The sequence below is a fragment of the Dechloromonas sp. HYN0024 genome, assembly GCF_003441615.1.
Lineage (GTDB): Bacteria > Pseudomonadota > Gammaproteobacteria > Burkholderiales > Rhodocyclaceae > Azonexus.
Map to the genome: position 1 here is coordinate 220,049 of NZ_CP031842.1, position 19,165 is coordinate 239,213.

Annotated in this window: 13 protein-coding genes; 11 read left to right on the plus strand and 2 right to left on the minus strand. The window is 60.7% G+C overall.

Annotated elements, in window-relative coordinates; genetic code table 11:
* Positions 1-11: 11 nt before the first annotated feature.
* The 8 genes from HYN24_RS01090 (at position 12) to fusA (ending at position 12,756) form a co-directional block, all read left to right on the plus strand.
* Positions 12-539, plus strand: a complete 528-nt coding sequence (locus HYN24_RS01090) for a shikimate kinase (RefSeq protein ID WP_117607563.1) — start codon at positions 12-14, stop codon at positions 537-539.
* Positions 539-1,621 (plus strand): 3-dehydroquinate synthase, encoded by a 1,083-nt coding sequence (gene aroB / locus HYN24_RS01095; RefSeq protein ID WP_117610155.1) that lies wholly within the window; start codon positions 539-541, stop codon positions 1,619-1,621. The genes HYN24_RS01090 and aroB overlap by 1 nt, the downstream gene beginning before the upstream one ends.
* Positions 1,622-1,807: 186 nt before the next feature.
* Positions 1,808-6,442: a glutamate synthase large subunit gene (gltB, locus tag HYN24_RS01100; RefSeq protein ID WP_117610156.1), complete on the plus strand. Its 4,635-nt coding sequence runs from the start codon at positions 1,808-1,810 to the stop codon at positions 6,440-6,442.
* Positions 6,442-7,908 carry a glutamate synthase subunit beta gene (locus HYN24_RS01105; RefSeq protein ID WP_117607564.1) on the plus strand — a complete coding sequence of 489 codons (1,467 nt, stop codon included), beginning with the start codon at positions 6,442-6,444 and terminating at the stop codon, positions 7,906-7,908. Before gltB ends, HYN24_RS01105 begins: the two co-directional genes overlap by 1 nt.
* A 157-nt stretch (positions 7,909-8,065) precedes the next feature.
* Positions 8,066-8,800, plus strand: coding sequence for a YEATS-associated helix-containing protein (locus HYN24_RS01110; RefSeq protein ID WP_117607565.1), 735 nt, complete (start codon positions 8,066-8,068; stop codon positions 8,798-8,800).
* A gap of 186 nt (positions 8,801-8,986) precedes the next feature.
* Positions 8,987-10,345, plus strand: coding sequence for a bifunctional UDP-N-acetylglucosamine diphosphorylase/glucosamine-1-phosphate N-acetyltransferase GlmU (gene glmU / locus HYN24_RS01115; RefSeq protein ID WP_117610157.1), 1,359 nt, complete (start codon positions 8,987-8,989; stop codon positions 10,343-10,345).
* Positions 10,346-10,359: 14 nt separating this feature from the next.
* A complete protein-coding gene (locus HYN24_RS01120) occupies positions 10,360-10,671 on the plus strand; it encodes a hypothetical protein (protein WP_117607566.1) in 312 nt (103 codons plus the stop codon).
* A gap of 33 nt (positions 10,672-10,704) precedes the next feature.
* A complete protein-coding gene (fusA, locus tag HYN24_RS01125; RefSeq protein WP_117607567.1) occupies positions 10,705-12,756 on the plus strand; it encodes an elongation factor G in 2,052 nt (683 codons plus the stop codon).
* A gap of 106 nt (positions 12,757-12,862) precedes the next feature.
* Here fusA and HYN24_RS01130 read toward each other — a convergent pair whose 3' ends face one another.
* Together HYN24_RS01130 and HYN24_RS01135 are read right to left on the minus strand one after the other, a co-directional pair.
* Positions 12,863-13,582 carry a response regulator transcription factor gene (locus HYN24_RS01130; RefSeq protein WP_117607568.1) on the minus strand — a complete coding sequence of 240 codons (720 nt, stop codon included), beginning with the start codon at positions 13,580-13,582 and terminating at the stop codon, positions 12,863-12,865.
* Positions 13,579-15,597: a PAS-domain containing protein gene (locus tag HYN24_RS01135; RefSeq protein WP_117607569.1), complete on the minus strand. Its 2,019-nt coding sequence runs from the start codon at positions 15,595-15,597 to the stop codon at positions 13,579-13,581. The genes HYN24_RS01130 and HYN24_RS01135 overlap by 4 nt, the downstream gene beginning before the upstream one ends.
* Positions 15,598-15,759: 162 nt before the next feature.
* Between HYN24_RS01135 and HYN24_RS01140 the strand changes: the two genes are divergently transcribed.
* From HYN24_RS01140 to HYN24_RS01150, 3 genes are all read left to right on the plus strand, one after another.
* Complete coding sequence (locus HYN24_RS01140) at positions 15,760-17,397, plus strand: acyl-CoA synthetase (RefSeq protein WP_117607570.1); 1,638 nt, start codon at positions 15,760-15,762, stop codon at positions 17,395-17,397.
* 67 nt (positions 17,398-17,464) lie between these two features.
* Complete coding sequence (locus HYN24_RS01145) at positions 17,465-18,214, plus strand: electron transfer flavoprotein subunit beta/FixA family protein (RefSeq protein ID WP_117607571.1); 750 nt, start codon at positions 17,465-17,467, stop codon at positions 18,212-18,214.
* 2 nt (positions 18,215-18,216) lie between these two features.
* Positions 18,217-19,146 carry an electron transfer flavoprotein subunit alpha/FixB family protein gene (locus HYN24_RS01150; RefSeq protein ID WP_117607572.1) on the plus strand — a complete coding sequence of 310 codons (930 nt, stop codon included), beginning with the start codon at positions 18,217-18,219 and terminating at the stop codon, positions 19,144-19,146.
* The last annotated feature ends 19 nt before the right edge of the window (positions 19,147-19,165 follow it).

The following is a 19,165-nucleotide window of genomic DNA, read 5'->3' on the forward strand; positions in this document are numbered from 1 at the left end:
AAAATCCGAACGTGGAAAATCGTCGCAACATCTATCTCGTCGGACTCATGGGGGCCGGCAAAACAACCGTTGGTCGTCAGTTGGCGAGGCGTCTGGCTCGGCCATTCTTCGATTCCGACCATGAAATCGTCGAGCGAACCGGTGTGCCGATCCCCACGATCTTCGAAATCGAAGGCGAGGATGGATTTCGTCGGCGCGAAGTGCAGACCATCCATGAATTGACGGAGAGCGACAACATCGTCATGGCCACTGGTGGCGGTGTCGTCCTCAATGCCGAAAACCGGCGCCGTCTGCACGATACCGGCTGGGTGGTTTACCTCAATGTGCCGCCCGCCATGCTCCATGAGCGGACCCGCCATGACCGCAATCGCCCATTACTGCATGTGGCCGACCCACTGGCCAAGCTCGAGGAACTACACGCCATACGCGACCCCCTGTATCGCGAGACGGCCCACATGGTGGTGGACGGCGGTCATCTGATGGCCTCCGGCATCGTCATGCATCTCCTGAGAGAATTTAACCGCCAATGCAAACCATGATCGAAACGCTCGGCGTCGCCCTGGGCGATCGCTCTTACCCCATCCATATCGGCAGCGGCCTGCTTGATCGAATGGACTTGATCCAGCCGCACATCAAACAGAAAAAAGTGGTGGTGGTGACCAATACCACCGTCGCTCCCCTTTATCTCGACAGGCTGCAGCGCACCCTCGAAAGTGGCAGAATCGCAGTGCTGCCGGTGATCCTGCCCGATGGCGAGCAATTCAAGACCTGGGAAACCCTGAATCTGGTTTTCGATGCCCTGCTCGGCGCCCGCTGCGAGCGCGGCACCACCCTGGTCGCTCTCGGTGGCGGGGTGATCGGTGATATGGGTGGCTTCGCTGCCTCCTGCTACCAGCGGGGAATGCCCTTCATTCAGGTGCCGACAACCCTGCTGTCGCAGGTTGACTCCTCGGTTGGCGGGAAGACGGCGATCAATCATCCGCTCGGCAAAAACATGATTGGTGCCTTTTATCAGCCGCAGCTAGTGCTGGCCGATATCTCGACACTGAACACGCTGCCCGAGCGTGAACTGAAAGCCGGCCTGGCCGAAGTGATCAAATATGGTCTGATTCGGGATATTGAGTTCTTTGCCTGGCTTGAGGCTAATCTGGAAAAGCTGCTGGATCGTGATCCGGTGGCGCTGACCTACGCAATACACCGCTCTTGTGCCAACAAGGCCGAGGTGGTGGCGGCCGATGAGAAAGAGATGGGCGAACGTGCGCTGCTCAATCTTGGTCACACATTCGGGCACGCCATCGAAACCGGAATGGGGTACGGCGAATGGCTGCATGGCGAAGCGGTGTCGGCCGGCACACTAATTGCTGCTGAGTTGTCGCATCAACTGGGATGGCTGGATGCGAATGCCGTTAAGCGGGTCGAACAGATTTTTGTTCGGGCCGGGCTGCCGGTGTTCGGACCGCGGCTTGGGTCCGCCAGATATCTCGAATTGATGAGCCATGACAAGAAGGTTCAGGATGGAAAGCTACGCCTGGTCCTCCTTCAGGAAATCGGTCGGGCTGTTGTTTCCGATCAGGCCAATGACCGCCAGATCGGGGTGGCAATCGAGGCCAGATGCACCTGAAGAGGGAATTTTTATTCTGAATGTGCCTGCTTGGTGCGTTGCAGCATCTTGAATTGACAGGGGTTTGCCAGTATATTTGATGGTTGCCTCTAATTTTCCTATAGGCTGAAGCAGAAAATATGCTGCTCGGCTGTTTTTCAACATTGGCCATGGTCATCGGCCAAGTTATTCGAAGGAATGCGTGTGATGGAACCGGGAGTACCTGAGCGGCAGGGTCTGTACGACCCCGCCAACGAGCACGATGCTTGCGGCGTGGGCTTTGTCGCCCATGTCAAAGGTCTTAAAAATCATGCCATCGTCGAACAGGGTTTGCAGATCCTGAAGAACATCGATCACCGCGGTGCCGTCGGTGCCGATCCCCTGCAGGGTGACGGCGCGGGTATCCTGATCCAGATTCCGGACCAGTTCTATCGCGAAGAAATGGCCCGCCAGAACGTCGAACTGCCGCCCGCCGGCGAGTACGGTGTCGGCATGGTCTTCCTGCCCCAGGAGGCCGCTTCGCGCCACGCCTGTATGGAAGAAATCGAGCGTTCGATTATCGGCGAAGGCCAGGTTGTTCTCGGCTGGCGCGACGTGCCGGTCAATCGCGACATGCCGATGTCGCCGACCGTGCGCGCCAAGGAGCCGGTGATCCGCCAGGTTTTCGTCGGCCGTGGTCCCGATGTCTTCGTCACCGATGCCCTCGAGCGCAAGCTCTACATCATCCGCCGCCGCGCCGCCAATGCGATCAAGTCGCTCAAGCTCAAGCACGGTCAGGAATTCTACGTACCGTCCTTCTCGGCCCGCACGGTCAACTACAAGGGTCTGCTGCTGGCCGACCAGGTCGGCGTTTACTACCTCGACCTTCAGGACAAGCGTACCGTCTCGGCGCTCGCCCTCGTACACCAGCGTTTCTCGACCAACACCTTCCCGACCTGGGATCTCGCCCATCCTTTCCGTTACATCGCCCACAACGGTGAAATCAACACCGTGCGCGGCAACGTCAACTGGTTCAAGGCACGCGAACAGGCGATTTCCTCGCCGATTCTCGGCGATGACCTGAAGAAGGTCTGGCCCCTGCATTACCCCGGTCAGTCTGACTCGGCCTCCTTCGACAATGCGCTCGAACTCCTCGTCATGGGCGGCGGCTACTCGCTGGCCCAGGCCGTCATGCTGATGATCCCGGAAGCCTGGGAAAAGCATTCGCAGATGGACGAGAACCGTCGCGCCTTCTACGAATACCACGCCGCCATGATGGAGCCGTGGGACGGCCCCGCCGCCGTCGCCTTCACCGATGGTCGCCAGATCGGCGCGACGCTCGACCGTAACGGTCTGCGTCCGGCCCGCTATCTCGTCACCGATGACGACCTCGTGGTCATGGCCTCCGAATCCGGCGTGCTGCCCATTCCGGAAAAGAAGATCGTCAAGAAATGGCGTCTGCAGCCGGGCAAGATGTTCCTGATCGACATGGAGCAGGGCCGCATCATCGACGACCAGGAGCTGAAAAACTCCCTGGCCAACGCCAAGCCGTACCGCGAATGGATCGACAAGATCCGCATCAAGCTCGACGAAGTCGAAGCGCCGAACGAGAAGTGCTCGGCCCCGGCTGCTTCGTTGCTCGATCGCCAGCAGGCTTTTGGCTACACCCAGGAAGACGTCAAGATCATTCTGGAACCGATGGTTCTGAACGGCGAAGAAGCCACCGGGTCGATGGGTACGGATTCCGCCCTGCCGGTCCTGTCGGCCAAGAACAAGACGCTCTACACCTACTTCAAGCAGTTGTTCGCCCAGGTCACCAACCCGCCGATCGACCCGATCCGCGAGGAACTGGTCATGTCGCTGGTCTCCTTCATCGGGCCGAAGCCGAACCTGCTCAACACCAACGACATCAATCCGCCGATCCGTCTCGAAGTGGCGCAACCCGTGCTGTCCTTCGACGACATGGAAAAGCTGCGCAATATCGAGAAATACACGTCCAACAAGTTCCAGTCCTTTGAACTGGATATTTGCTACCCGGTCGCCTGGGGCAAGGACGGTATCGAGGCGCGTCTCGCTTCGCTGGCCGCTGATGCGGAAGATGCGGTGCGTTCGGGCGCCAACATCCTGATCGTCTCCGACCGCAAGATCGATGCCGAGCATGTCGCCATTCCGGCCCTGCTCGCCACCTCGGCCATCCACCAGCACCTCGTCAAGAAGGGCCTGCGCACCAGCGCCGGTCTGGTGGTCGAAACCGGTTCGGCTCGCGAGACGCATCACTTCGCGCTGCTCGGTGGTTACGGTGCGGAAGCTGTGCACCCCTACGTTGCCCTCGAAACCATCTCCGGTTTCGCCAAGGGTGACGAGGAAAAGGCCGAGAAGTACGCCAAGAACTACGTCAAGGCCATCGGCAAGGGTCTCATGAAGGTGATGTCCAAGATGGGCATCTCGACCTACATGTCCTACACCGGCGCGCAGATTTTCGAAGCCATCGGCCTGCAAAAGGAATTTGTCGAGAAGTACTTCACCGGCACGCCCTCCAACGTCGAAGGCATTGGCGTGTTCGAAGTCGCCGAGGAAGCCATCCGTCTGCATGACGAAGCTTTCTCCAGCGATCCGGTGCTCGCCACCATGCTTGATGCCGGCGGCGAATACGCCTACCGCACGCGTGGCGAAGAGCACATGTGGACGCCCGACTCGATTGCCAAGCTGCAGCACTCGACGCGCTCGGGCAAGTACGAGACTTACAAGGAATACGCCAAGCTGATCAACGATCAGACCAAGCGTCACCTGACCCTGCGTGGCCTCTTCGAATTCAAGCCAACGGGCACCCCGGTGCCGCTGGACGAAGTCGAATCCGCCAAGGAAATCGTCAAGCGTTTCGCTACCGGTGCCATGTCGCTCGGCTCCATCTCGACCGAAGCGCACACCACGCTGGCCATCGCCATGAACCGGATCGGCGGCAAGTCGAATACCGGAGAAGGCGGTGAGGATGCCAAGCGTTTCGTGCCCCTGAAGGCTGGTCAGAAGCTCTCGGAAGTGGTCGGTGCCTCGCGCATCGAACGCGACTACACCTTCCAGGAAGGCGATTCGCTGCGTTCCGCCATCAAGCAGGTCGCCTCCGGCCGCTTTGGTGTGACCACCGAATACCTGGTCAATGCCGACCAGATCCAGATCAAGATGGCACAAGGTGCCAAGCCGGGTGAAGGCGGCCAGTTGCCGGGTCACAAGGTTTCCGAATACATCGGTTTCCTGCGTCACTCGGTGCCGGGTGTCGGCCTCATTTCGCCGCCGCCGCACCACGACATCTACTCGATTGAAGACTTGGCTCAGCTCATTCACGACCTGAAGAACGCCAATTCCAAGGCATCCATCTCGGTCAAGCTGGTGTCCGAAGTTGGTGTCGGCACGGTTGCTGCCGGTGTCGCCAAGGCCAAGGCCGATCACCTCGTCATCGCCGGTTTTGACGGTGGTACCGGCGCGTCGCCGCAATCCTCGATCAAGCATGCCGGTACGCCGTGGGAACTCGGCCTCTCCGAGACCCAGCAGACCCTGGTTCTAAACCGCCTGCGTTCGCGTATTCGCGTCCAGGTCGATGGTCAGATGAAGACCGGTCGCGACGTTGTCATCGGTGCCCTGCTGGGTGCCGACGAATTCGGTTTCGCCACCGCTCCGCTGGTTGTCGAAGGCTGCATCATGATGCGCAAGTGCCATCTGAATACCTGCCCGGTCGGCGTTGCGACGCAAGATCCGGAACTGCGCAAGCGTTTCTCCGGCCAGCCTGAGCATGTCGTCAATTTCTTCTTCTTCATTGCCGAAGAAGTCCGCGAAATCATGGCCCAGCTCGGTATCCGCAAGTTCGACGACCTCGTCGGCCGCGCCGACCTGCTCGACATGCGCGCCGGTATCGAACACTGGAAGGCCAAGGGTCTGGATTTCTCGAAGATCTTCTTCCAGCCGAACGTCCCGGCCGACGTGCCGCGTCTGCATACGGAAACGCAGGATCATGGTCTCGAAAAGGCGCTCGACCACAAGCTGATCGCCCAGGCCAAGCCGGCCCTCGAAAAGGGCCAGAAGGTCCAGATCGAAACGACCATCATCAACGTCAACCGCACCTGCGGCACCATGCTCTCGGGCGAAGTGGCCCGCCGCTACGGTCAGGCCGGCCTGCCGGACGACACCATCCACGTCAAGCTGACCGGCACCGCCGGCCAGGCTTTCGGCGCCTTCCTGGCCAAGGGCGTGACCCTGGAACTGACAGGTGAAGGTAACGACTACGTCGGCAAGGGCTTGTCGGGCGGTCGCCTGATCATCAAGCCGAGCCCGGACTTCCGTGGTGACACGCAGCAGAACATCATCTGCGGCAACACCGTGATGTACGGCGCGACCGAAGGCGAGGCCTTCCTCGCCGGCGTCGGCGGCGAACGCTTCTGTGTTCGTAACTCGGGTGGCACGGCCGTGGTTGAAGGCGTAGGTGACCACGGTTGCGAATACATGACCGGTGGCACCGTCGTTGTTCTCGGTATGACCGGGCGCAACTTCGCAGCCGGCATGTCGGGCGGCATTGCCTACGTGCTCGACGAGGACGGCAGCTTTAAGCATCGCTGCAACCTCGCCCAGGTAGCCCTTGAGAAGGTCCTCCCGGCCTCGCGTCATGCCGCCGGCGAGCCACTGCACCTCGGCATTGCCGACGAAACCCAGCTCAAAGAGCTGATCACCCGTCACGCCGAATACACCGGCAGCGAGACCGCCAAGAACATCCTCGGCAACTGGGATGCCTACCGCGAGAAGTTCGTCAAAATCTACCCGCACGAGTACAAGCGCGCCCTCACCGAGATGGCTGCCGCACAGAAGGAGGCCGCATAATGGGCAAGCCGACTGGTTTCATGGAGTTCGAGCGTCTCTCCGAGTCGTATGACCCGGTTGAACAGCGCCTCAAGCACTACAAGGAATTCGTTCATACCCTGAACGACGAGGACGCCAAGACACAGGGCGCCCGCTGCATGGATTGCGGCATTCCGTTCTGCAACAACGGCTGCCCGGTGAACAACATCATTCCGGACTGGAATGACCTGGTTTACCGTGGCAACTGGAAGCAGGCGCTGGAAGTGCTGCATTCCACCAACAACTTCCCTGACTTCACCGGCCGCATCTGTCCGGCCCCCTGCGAAGCCGCCTGTACGCTCGGCATCAACGCGGCGCCGGTGGGCATCAAGTCGATCGAGCATGCGATCATCGACAAGGGCTGGGAAATGGGCTGGGTTGTGCCGCAGCCGCCGAAGAGCAAGACCGGCAAGAAGGTCGCCATCGTCGGTTCCGGCCCGGCCGGTCTGGCCGCTGCCCAGCAGTTGGCGCGGGTTGGTCACGACGTCACCGTATTCGAGAAGAGCGATCGTCTCGGCGGCCTGCTCGCCTATGGCATCCCCGACTTCAAGATGGAAAAGACCCTGGTCGACCGTCGCGTCGCCCAGATGGAAGCCGAAGGCGTCACCTTCAAGACCAAGGTCCTGATCGGTGACAAGAACCTGCCGGCCGGCATCAACAACGATGCGACGACGGTGATTTCGGCTGACCAGCTGAAAGCCGATTTCGATGCCGTCATCCTCGCCGCCGGTTCCGAAGTGCCGCGCGATCTGCCGGTGCCGGGCCGCGAACTGAAGGGCATCTACGCCGCGCTCGAATTCCTCATTCCGCAGAACAAGGAAGTCCAGCAGGGCAAGGCCAACCCGATCAACGTCAAAGGCAAGCACGTCATCGTCATTGGCGGCGGCGATACCGGTTCCGACTGCGTCGGCACCTCGAATCGCCATGGCGCCGCCTCGGTCACCCAGTTCGAACTGATGCCGATGCCGCCGGAAGAGGAAAACAAGGAGCTGACCTGGCCGTACTGGCCGTACAAGCTGCGCACTTCTTCCTCGCACGATGAAGGCTGCACGCGCGATTTCGCCGTTGCCACCAAGGGTTTCGTCGATGATGGCAAGGGCAGCGTCAAGGCGCTCAAGGCTGTCCGTCTCGACTGGAAGGACGGCAAGATGAGCGAAGTTGCCGGTTCGGAATTCGAACTGCCGTGCGATAACGCCTTCCTGGCCATGGGTTTCACCAATCCGGTGGGTGGATTGCTGGACGCCTTTGGCGTCGAGAAGGATGCACGCCAGAATGCCAAGGCGACGACCGACGAGGCCGGCTGCTACAAGACCAATGTCGCCAAGGTCTATGCCGCCGGTGACGTGCGTCGTGGCCAGTCGCTGGTCGTCTGGGCGATCCGCGAGGGTCGTCAGGCGGCGCGTGAAGTTGATCTTTTCCTGATGGGCGCGACGACGCTGCCACGCTAAGTCAATACCGTTGCAAGAAGAGCCCCGCTGTCTGAAAAGCCGGCGGGGCTTTTGTTTTTTTGGCGGGACTTCTGGCCTTTAGCGACATAGGGCATTATGGTGGCAATACAGGCCGGCATGTCGTGGCAGCGTGCCTGCTGATTTCAAGGGGGAAACCATGTCAGCTGAACTTCAGCCTGCTTTGCAGGTGACCATGCCAAGTGGCGCACTCGACGGACACATGCTGCTGATTCTGGGCATCATGGTGTTGGCCGGGATTCTTGGCGGGGCGGCCAATTACTTCCTGTCTGAACGCCGCGTCGACCAGGGTGGGCAGGACTGGCTCAAATATCCGGTATTCGGTGTCGTCGCCGCCCTGACCGTGCCGCTGTTTCTCAACATGCTGTCGAGTACCCTGCTTGAGGGGGCGCGAACCAAGCCGCTCGACCTGTACGTGTTTTCAGGGTTCTGCCTGATCTATGTGGTCGCTTCCCGGCGGTTTTTTGAAAACATGGCGCAGCGACTGATGGCGCAGATCGATCAGCTCCGGCGTGAGGTCGGTCGCATCGAACAGAAAAAGCAGGAAAAGCCCGCCGTACTCATCGCCAAGGCCGATCAGGAAGTCCGGAAACCGGTCGAGCCGGATCCTCGGGATGCACTCTCCTACAACGATGTTGAAATCCTGCGGGCCTTGTCCGAAGGTGGCTTTGTCTATGGAAATCTTGCCGCCATTTGTGACAGTACCGGGTTGGAGCGCGATTTTGTCAGTCAGCGCCTGACAGTCTTGAAGACCATGGGTGTCATCGAGACCCGGATTAACGACAAGAACGTCCTGCACTGGTTTGTTTCGGCCCGAGGCAAATCTGTGCTCGGCGACATCATGAGCGGCGAGGGCGTGAAAAAAAGCGCCTGACCGTCCGGCTTGCATCACGCAATCGAGACCTGCCCCGCCATCTGAAAAGCCGGCGGGGCTTTTGTTTTCTTGACGGGATTTGCGCTGGATCAAAAGTCGACCCCAGCAAATGCTGCGCCGGCTTCGACAGTGTGTGACTATCATGTGAAAATGCAGCTTACCCAACTGCACAAGATTCTGCCCATAATGAATATCGTCATACTCGCTGCCGGCCAGGGCAAGCGCATGCATTCCAACCTGCCCAAGGTCCTGCACCCGATAGCCGGCAAACCACTGGCCCAGCATGTGATCGATACGGCTCGCCTTCTTGCGCCCGAGAAGTTGATCGTGGTGTACGGCCATGGTGGTGAAGTGGTTCGCGCCACGCTTGCTGCCGACGATATCCTGTGGGCTGAGCAGGCCCAGCAACTGGGTACCGGCCACGCGGTCGCCCAGGCCGTATCGCAACTGGGTCAAGCCGCCCAGACACTGGTCCTTTACGGCGATGTTCCCCTGACCTCGGTAGCCACGCTGAAGCGCCTGTTGCAGGCAGGCAAGGACGGTCTGGCCATCCTTACCGTCGACCTTGCCAACCCCACCGGCTATGGGCGCATGGTGCGAAATGCTGCCGGAGATATTGTACGTATTGTCGAGGAAAAGGATGCGACGCCCGAGGACAAGGCAATCCGTGAGGTCAACACCGGCATCATGGCGATGCCCACCGCACGACTGGCCGACTGGCTGGGCAAGCTCAAGAACAACAACGCCCAGGGCGAGTACTACCTGACCGACATCGTGGCGCTGGCCGTTGCTGAAGGCCTGCCGGTACGTTCGGCCCAGCCGGAAGGCGAATGGGAGGTTCTCGGCGTCAATAGCAAGGTGCAGCTGGCCGAACTGGAGCGCCAGCACCAGCGCAATCTGGCCGACGAGTTACTGGTTGCCGGGGTAAGGCTGGCCGATCCGGCGCGTATCGATATCCGGGGCACTTTGACCCATGGCCGCGATGTATCGATCGATGTCGGCTGCGTCTTCGAGGGCAGGGTTGAACTGGCCGATGCCGTCGATGTCGGCCCCTATTGCGTGCTGAAGAACGTCAAAGTCGGTGCCGGTACGCGCATCGCTGCTTTTTGCCATTTCGAGGATGCGGTTATCGGTCCGGATGGGGTGCTTGGCCCCTACGCCCGACTGCGTCCGGGGACCGAGCTTGGGCCGGAAGTCCATATCGGCAACTTCGTCGAGGTCAAGAAGAGCGTCATCGGCGCCCAGTCGAAGGCCAATCATCTGGCCTACATCGGCGATGCCGAGATCGGCCAGCGCGTCAATGTCGGTGCCGGTACGATCACCTGCAACTACGACGGGGCCAACAAGTTCAAGACCATCATCGAAGACGACGTTTTCATCGGCTCGGATACGCAACTGGTCGCCCCGGTCACCGTTGGTCGTGGGGCCACACTGGGAGCCGGCACGACCTTGACCAAGAATGCCCCGCCTGATGCACTGACCGTGTCGCGGGCCAAACAGATGACCTTGTCGGGCTGGGAACGCCCGAAGAAAGTGACCAAATAATGGATTGGGGATTCATGGCGTTTGCGCTGGTGTCGACCTTGTCTCTGGCCGGCGGTGGCCTTTTGCTGCTCATCGGCTATATCGGCACCGTTCCGGCAGCCTTCAGCTTCGGCTGGAAAACGGGGTTGCCGGTATTGTTCCTGCCGGTCATCGGTCCGGTCTGGTTTGCGCTGAGTCGCGGTCCGGCGTTCCGGCGGGCTGCCATCCAATTGATCGCTGGTGTCGCACTGGTGGCCGTGGCGACCGGACTGATCATCGGCCTGGGGCCGCACTTTGCCGAAAAAATTGTCGCGGAAATGATCGAGGCAGATCAAAAAACACGTTGATTCACTGCTGATTTATTGCTTAGGGAGAAAAAGATGTCCAAGTACACCACCGAGGCTCTTCGTTCTGTAGCGCTGGTTGGCCATGGTGCTGCCGGCAAGACCAGTCTGGCCGAGGCCCTGCTCTTTGCCACCGGCACCATCAATGCCCAGGGCAGCGTCGACAAGGGCAATACGGTCGCCGACTTCGATAGCCAGGAAAAAGAGGCGGGCCACTCCCTGACGTCTGCGGTCGTCAATTTTGGCGTTGAAAACACCCATGTTCACCTTATCGACACGCCGGGCTACCCGGATTTCTCGGGCCAGGCGATTGCTGCGCTGGCCGGGGTCGATACCGCTCTGATCGTGATCAATGCCCAGACTGGCGTCGAACTGATGACCGAGCGCATGATGTGCTATGCCGCTGATCGCCAGTTGTGCCGGATGATCGTGATCAACAAGATTGATGCCGAAAACCTCGATCTGCCCGGCCTGGTCGCCGATATTCGCGAACGCTTCGGCAAGCAGTGCATGCTGCTCGACCTGCCGGCGCATGGTGCTGCCGATGTCGTCGAAGTGCTTGAACATCAGGCCGGCGATGCCGATTTTGAATCGGTAGCGGCGGCTCACCGGGCGCTGATCGATCAGATCGTCGAAGAGGACGAAGACCTGTTGGCCCAGTACCTTGAGGATGGAGCCGACCCGACGGCGGCCGCCCTGCATGCCCCGTTCGAAAAGGCGCTGCGCCAGGGCCACCTGATTCCCATCCTGTTTACCTCGGCCAAGACCGGTGCCGGCATCAAGGAATTGCTGCATGTGCTGGCCGCTCTGGCCCCGAACCCGGCTGAGGGCAACCCGCCGCCCTTCTACAAGGGTGAGCCGGGCGACAAGACCGAGCCGTTCCAGGCTGTGCCGGATGCCACCAAACACGTGCTGGCCCACGTTTTCAAGGTGGTGGCCGATCCCTACATGGGCAAGATCGGCGTCTTCCGTGTCCATCAGGGGACGATGAAGAAAGACATGCAACTGTTCGTCGGCGACAGCAAGCGGCCGATCAAGGTCGGACACCTGTACCAGTTGCAGGGCAAGGACAGTATCGAAGTCGATGAACTCCTGCCGGGGGATATTGGCGCCATCGCCAAGATCGACGAAATCGACTTTGACTGCGTCCTGCACGATTCGCATGACGAAGATCACATCCACCTGGTGCCGCTCGAATTTCCCAAGCCGATGGCCGGTCTGGCTGTCGAAACCAAGAAAAAGGGCGACGAGCAGCGCCTTTTCGACATTCTCGGCAAGCTGGCCATGGAAGATCCGACCTTCGTCATCGAGCGTCATCCGACAAGCAATGAAACGGTTGTTCGCGGTCTCGGCGAAATTCACCTCAAGGCCAAGCTGGCCCGCATGGCCGGCCAGTACAAGCTCGAAGTCGATACCAAACCGCCGCGCATTCCCTACTGCGAAACGATCACCGGCTCGGCGGAAGCCATGTACCGGCACAAGAAGCAGTCGGGTGGTGCCGGCCAGTTCGGCGAAGTGCATCTGCGCATCGAGCCGAAAGGACGCGGCGAAGGCTTCGAATTCGTCGACGCGGTCAAGGGTGGGGTTATTCCCGGCGTCTTTATGGCGGCTGTTGAAAAGGGTATCCGCCAGGGCCTGGAAGGCGGCGTCGTTGCCGGTCATGCCGTCGATGACCTGAAAGTCACCGTTTTCGACGGCAAAACGCACGCTGTCGATGGCAAGGAAGTGGCCTTTACCATCGCCGGGCGCAAGGCTGTCATCGAAGCGATACGCGGTGCCAAACCGATCGTCCTGGAACCGATTGTGAACATCGAGATCATCGTGCCGGAAACGGCCATTGGTGACCTCACTGGTGACCTGTCTGGCCGCCGCGGCCACATTACCGGCACCGACGGGCGTGGTCACGGCATGGCAGCGATCACTGGCGAAGTGCCGCTGGCTGAACTCAACGACTATCAGTCACGTCTCAAGTCGCTGACCGGCGGCCAGGGCAGCTACACCATTGAGTTCTCGCGCTACGCCGCCGTCCCGCCAAATGTGCAGCAGCAACTGGCAAGCCGGTTCCAGTTGCATGATGACGATGAGTGAGTCTGGCGTTCGGCCATTTGCTTTCCCGGGATGAGCCGGAAAGGCGAATAGGGAAATGGGGCCACAGGGCCCCATTTCTTTGTGTCTTCCGATGCGAAGCGGCTGTCTAGCTAGCCCCACCTGACCAGTTAACTGTCGCCAGAAACAGATAACCGGCCCCATACACCGTCTTGATGAAAGCCGGGCTTTGCGCGTCCGGTTCGAGCTTGCGGCGCAGGCGCGAGATGCGGACGTCGATGGCACGATCATTTGGTGCGAGATCGCGGGTGCCCATCAGTTTTTCGCGTTGCAGGATGCGGTTCGGATTGTTGACGAAGACTTTCAGCAGGTCGGCTTCTGCCGTGCTCAGGGCGTGCTCCTCGCCGCTCGGTTCGGTCAGCGTGTTATTGCCGAGATTGAAGCGCCAGCCGGAAAATTCCGCAATCTGGCGGGCCGGGGTTTCGCCGCCTTCGCGCCGGCGCACGATGCTGCGTACGCGGGCCACCAGTTCGCGCGGCTCGAAAGGTTTGAGGACGTAGTCGTCGGCGCCGAGTTCGAGGCCCATGACCCGGTCGCTGACGTGGGCTCGCCCGGTCAGGATCAGGATGCCGCAGCCGGATTGGGCGCGCACGCGCTGCATGGCCTCGATGCCGTCCATGTCCGGCAGGCCGAGGTCGATGATGCACAGGTCCGGGGCGAGTGTGCGCAGGCGGCGCAGCAGATCGCCGGCACTGCGGCACCAGACGGTGCGGAAGCCGAAGTCGGCGAGCACCTGTTCGATGATCTTGGCGACGTCCGGATCGTCTTCAACGATAGCGATCAATTTTGCGGGTTCGTTGTCTTTCATGGTTTTTCTCGATGGGCGGCGCGCAGGGCGCGGGCCAGGTCCTGGCGGACGAAAGGTTTGGCGAGCACGGGAAGGTCGCTGCCAACCTCGGCTTCGTCGGTATAGCCGCTCATCAGCACGATGCGCATTGCGGGATGGATGATCAGCGCCTGGTCGGCCAGTTGGCGTCCATCGATGCCGCCGGGCATGATGACGTCACTGACGACAATGGCGATATCGGGAATCTGCTCGATCATGGCCAGTGCCTGCACACCATCTTCTGCTTCGATGACCGGATAGCCGAGGTCGATCAACTGCTGGCGGACAACCCGTCGCACGTTGGGTTCGTCTTCAACGAGCAGGACCAGTTCCCCTCCGTTGGGAAGGGCGGCGTCATCGCCGGGGGCATCGATCTCCGGTTCCGGGGTGGTCAGCGGCAGCACCATGAGGACGGTCGTTCCCTGCTCCGGCTGGCTCTGGATCGAGATACCACCGCCGGACTGCTTGGCGAAACCGTAGGCCATGGCCAGGCCGAGACCGCTACCGAGGCCGAGTCGCTTGGTCGTGAAGAAGGGTTCGCAGGCGCGGGAGAGGGTCTTGCTGTCCATGCCGCAGCCGTTGTCGGCAACTTCGATCAGGGCGTACTGGCCAGGACCGACGTCGAAGGTGGCGGCATCGGTGGACAGTTCGACGGCGCGGGCAGCAATATGGAGGCGACCGCCTTGCGGCATGGCGTCGCGGGCGTTGAGGGCGAAATTGAGCAGTGCGCTTTCAAGCTGGCCGGGGTCAACCAGGGCATGCACGGTCGTCCCTGCTACATCGGTGGAGACGGCGATGGTCTCGGGGAGCGAACGGCGGACCAGTTTGCCCAGGTTGACGATGAGCTGCCCAATGTCGACGGCCTGCGGCTCGAGAGGTTGTTGCCGCGAGAAGGTGAGCAGGCGCTTGATCAGCTGAACACCACGGCGGGCTGATTGCAGGGCCGGTTCAACGAATTCGTTGACGGCCGAATCATCCGGGCGGTGGTCCTGAAGGGCGGCGAGGTTGCCGATGATCACCGTTAGCAGATTGTTGAAATCATGTGCCAGGCCGCCAGTCAGCTGGCCGATGGCTTCCATTTTCTGAGCCTGGACGAGGGCGGCCTGCATGCGTTTCTGCTCGGTGATTTCGTGCGAAAAGACGAAAAATCCGAGACTGCTTCCATCGGTGGTGATTTCCGGCACCAGGGTGCTGCGGGCGAAGACGGTCTGCCCCTGGCGTTCCATCTGGTACTCGTAAGTGACCTGTTGGCCGGCTAGTGCCCGCCGCACCGGGTCGCGCACCTGGCTATAGACCTGTGGCCCGATGACATCGAGCACAGCGCGGCCGGTAACGCCGCCTTCCGGGTGGCCGTACCAGTCGGAATAGCCCTTGTTGGCGTACTGGTAGACCTCGTTCTGGTCGACATATCCGATCAGAATGGGAATGGTGTCGTTGATCAGGCGCAAGCGTTCTTCGCTGCGGCGCAGGGCGGCGGCGATCCGTTCGTTTTCCTCGCTGGCCCGGCGCAGGTTGGCGTTGGCGTTTTCCAGCTGGGCGGTGCGGCGGCGCACCCGTTCGTCGAGCTGGATGTTCTGGTATTCCGTCAGGTTTTCGATATAGCGCTGTTCGGTGACGTCGCTGTAGAGCGTGACGAAGCCCTTGTGCGCCAGCGGCTCGCCGCGCAGGAGCAGGACGCGGCCATTGGGACGCTGGCGCTCGGTGACGTGTGGCGCGAAATTCCGGGCGGCGGCAACCCGCTCGGCAATCTGGGCTTCGATGTCGCCCGGGCCATATTCGCCGCGCTCGGCGTTGTGGCGAATGAAGCCGGCAAATGGCGCGCCGATATAAGCCAGTTCATCGGGAAATTCGAGCAGCTTGAGAAAGGTCCGGTTCCAGGCGACCAGACAGAGGTTGGCATCGAAAACCGTAATGCCCTGGTCGAGCAAATCCAGTCCGGCCTGCAGCATTTCATGGCGCGGGGGTTGGTGGGGAGACGAGGGGGTTTCCACAAGCATCGGTCGATTCTAGTGCACGGGACAGGGTGGATTTCGTGATGTAACGATTCGTTACATTCTGCCAATAGTTGCGCAAGAGTGTTTTGCCATCCTCTCGATCAATAAAAAAATACTTGCGCCAACGAGAACAGCACTCGGCAAGAAATCGTGAGGAGATAACCTGTGGTGAACCCGTATTCCGTTGGGCTGGAGCAAAATCCGGCCAATTATGTTCCGCTGTCCCCGCTCAGCTTTCTCGAGCGCTCGGCTTTTGTCTACCCGAGACGCATTTCGGTCATTCAGGGCGACCGCCAGTACACCTGGAAGGAAAGCTACGACCGTAGCCGCCAGCTCGCCTCGGCGCTGAAGAATCGCGGCATTGGCAAGGGCGATACCGTCGCCGTCATGCTGCCCAACACTGCTTCGATGTTCGAGTGCCATTTCGGCGTGCCGATGATCGGTGCCGTGCTCAATACCCTGAACACCCGCCTCGACGCCGAAGCCATCGCCTTCATGCTGGCCCATGGCGAAGCCAAGGTGCTGATCACCGATCCCGAATTCACCAAGGTCGTCAAGGGTGCGCTGGAATTGCTCGACGGGCCGAAGCCGCTGGTCATTGACAGCCTTGACCCGGATTACCACGAGGGCGAGTCTCTCGGGGAAAAGAGCTACGAAGACTTCCTGCTCGAAGGCGAGCCCGACTTCGCCTGGCTACTGCCGGAAAACGAGTGGGATGCCATTGCCCTGAACTACACCTCGGGCACCACCGGCAATCCCAAGGGTGTTGTCTACCACCATCGTGGCGCCTACCTCAATTCGGCCTCCAACATCATTTCCTGGGGCATGCCGCCGCACTCGGTCTATTTGTGGACCCTGCCGATGTTCCATTGCAACGGCTGGTGCTTTCCGTGGACCCTGGCGGCCAACGCCGGTACCAGTGTCTGCCTGCGCAAGGTCGATCCGGCCCTGATCTTCGGTTTGATCAAGGAGCACAAGGTCAGCCACATGTGCGGTGCGCCGATTGTGTACGGCATGATGATCAATGCCCCGGCTGCCCTCAAGGAAGGCATCGAGCACCAGGTTAATGGCCTGATCGCCGGTGCCGCGCCTCCGGCTGCCATCATCGAAGGCTGCGAAACGATGGGTTTCAACATTACCCACGTTTATGGTCTGACCGAAACCTACGGACCGGCCTCGGTCTGTGCCAAGCACCCGGAATGGGACAAGCTGCCGATCGACCTGCGCGCCGCCCGTAACGGCCGTCAGGGCGTGCGTTATCACATGCAGGAAGCGATTGCCGTGCTCGACCCGGTGTCGATGGAAGCGGTGCCCTGGGATGGTGAAACGATGGGCGAGATCATGTTCCGCGGCAACCTGGTCATGAAGGGTTACCTGAAGAATCCGAAGGCAACCGAAGAAGCCTTCGCCGGCGGTTGGTTCCATACCGGCGACCTGGCCGTCGTGCATAGCGACGGTTACGTCAAGATCAAGGATCGCTCCAAGGACGTCATCATCTCTGGCGGCGAGAACATTTCCTCGCTGGAAGTCGAGGATGTCCTCTATCGTCATCCGGCAGTCATTGCTGCCGCCGTGGTCGCCAAGCCGGACGAGAAGTGGGGCGAAGTGCCGGCTGCCTTCATTGAACTGAAGGTCGATGCCAAGTGCACCGAAGCCGAGATCATCGAACACTGCCGCGCCCATCTGGCCCGTTTTAAGGTGCCGAAGACCGTGGTGTTCGGCGAATTGCCCAAAACCTCGACCGGCAAGATCCAGAAGTACGTCCTGCGTCAGCACGCCAACTCGGCGCTCGCCATCGAGTAATCCTTGCGTTTGCCCCCCGGTCACTGGCCGGTGGGGCTTCTTTTTGCCTCGACAGGCGGAGATTCCCATGAAAATTCTCGTACCCGTAAAACGTGTGGTTGATTACAACGTCAAGGTTCGCGTCAAGGCCGATGGCACTGGTGTTGATCTGGCCAACGTCAAGATGAGCATGAACCCCTTCGATGAAATCGCCATTGAAGAAGCCGTCCGCCTCAAGGAAGCCGGCATTGCGACGGAAGTCGTTGCTGTCTCGTGTGGTGTCGCCGCCTGCCAGGAAACCCTGCGCACGGCGATGGCGATTGGTGCCGACCGTGGCATCCTCGTTGAAACCGATGTCGATCTCCAGCCGCTGGCCGTCGCCAAGCTGTTGAAGGCCCTGTGCGACAAGGAACAACCGCAACTCGTCATCTGCGGCAAGCAGGCCATCGACGACGATGCCAACCAGACCGGCCAGATGCTCGCCGCCCTGCAGAACTGGCCGCAAGCCACCTTCGCCTCCAAGGTCGTCATCGCCAACGGCAAGGCGGCCGTTACTCGCGAAATTGACGGCGGTCTCGAGACCCTCGAAATCTCCCTGCCGGCAGTGGTGTCCACCGACCTGCGCCTCAACGAGCCGCGTTACGCCACGCTGCCCAACATCATGAAAGCCAAGAAGAAGCCGCTCGACACCGTCAAGCCGGCTGACCTCGGTGTCGATGTCGCCCCGCGCCTGAGCACCCTCAAGGTCGCCGAACCCGCCAAGCGCAGTGCCGGCATCCGCGTCGCCGATGTCGCTGAACTCGTCAACAAACTCAAGAACGAAGCCAAGGTGATCTGATCATGACTATTCTTGTAATCGCCGAACACGACCACGCCAGCCTCAAGGCCGCCACCCTCAATACCGTTGCTGCGGCCCAGAAGATTGGCGGCGACATTCACGTCCTCGTCGCTGGCAGCAACTGCGCTGCTGCCGCCCAGGCCGCCGCCGGCCTGCAAGGTGTTACCCAGGTAAAAGTGGCCGACGCCGCCCACTACCAGAGCCAGACCGCCGAGAATCTGACGGCGCTGGTCATCGCCAACGCATCCGGCTACAGCCACATCCTGGCCCCGGCCACCACCTTCGGCAAGAACCTCCTGCCGCGCGTTGCCGCTCTGCTCGACGTCGCGCAGATTTCCGAAATCACCGGTGTTGAATCGGCTGACACCTTCGTTCGTCCGATCTACGCCGGCAATGCGCTGGCGACGGTGAAGAGCGCCGACAGCGTCAAGGTCATCACCGTGCGGACCACCGCTTTCGATGCCGTCGCCACTGGCAACAGCGCCCCGGTCGAAGCCATCGCGGCGGCCGCTGATACGGCACAGAGCACGCTGACCCACCGCGAACTGACCAAGTCCGAGCGTCCCGAACTGGGCGCTGCCAAGATCATCGTCTCCGGTGGCCGTGGTCTGGGCAGTGGCGAGAACTATCACGCCCTGCTTGAGCCGCTTGCCGACAAGCTCGGTGCCGCCCTTGGTGCTTCCCGCGCCGCCGTCGATGCCGGCTTCGTGCCGAACGATTATCAGGTCGGCCAGACCGGCAAGATCGTCGCGCCGCAGCTCTACATCGCCGTCGGTATCTCGGGTGCCATCCAGCATCTGGCCGGCATGAAGGAGTCGAAGGTCATCGTCGCCATCAACAAGGACCCCGACGCACCGATCTTCCAGGTCGCCGATTACGGGCTGGTGGCGGATCTGTTCGAAACCATTCCGGCCCTCGTCGCCGCCGTCTAAACACGTATTACGGAGAGTA

Bases quoted from the DNA above. Each gene is read 5' to 3' on its own strand.
- glmU (WP_117610157.1), top strand. From the start codon at position 8,987: ATGAATATCGTCATACTCGCTGCCGGCCAGGGCAAGCGCATGCATTCC.
- HYN24_RS01130 (WP_117607568.1), bottom strand. From the start codon at position 13,582: ATGAAAGACAACGAACCCGCAAAATTGATCGCTATCGTTGAAGACGAT.
- HYN24_RS01120 (WP_117607566.1), top strand. From the start codon at position 10,360: ATGGCGTTTGCGCTGGTGTCGACCTTGTCTCTGGCCGGCGGTGGCCTT.
- HYN24_RS01105 (WP_117607564.1), top strand. From the start codon at position 6,442: ATGGGCAAGCCGACTGGTTTCATGGAGTTCGAGCGTCTCTCCGAGTCG.
- gltB (WP_117610156.1), top strand. From the start codon at position 1,808: ATGGAACCGGGAGTACCTGAGCGGCAGGGTCTGTACGACCCCGCCAAC.
- HYN24_RS01150 (WP_117607572.1), top strand. From the start codon at position 18,217: ATGACTATTCTTGTAATCGCCGAACACGACCACGCCAGCCTCAAGGCC.
- HYN24_RS01135 (WP_117607569.1), bottom strand. From the start codon at position 15,597: ATGCTTGTGGAAACCCCCTCGTCTCCCCACCAACCCCCGCGCCATGAA.
- fusA (WP_117607567.1), top strand. From the start codon at position 10,705: ATGTCCAAGTACACCACCGAGGCTCTTCGTTCTGTAGCGCTGGTTGGC.
- HYN24_RS01110 (WP_117607565.1), top strand. From the start codon at position 8,066: ATGTCAGCTGAACTTCAGCCTGCTTTGCAGGTGACCATGCCAAGTGGC.
- HYN24_RS01145 (WP_117607571.1), top strand. From the start codon at position 17,465: ATGAAAATTCTCGTACCCGTAAAACGTGTGGTTGATTACAACGTCAAG.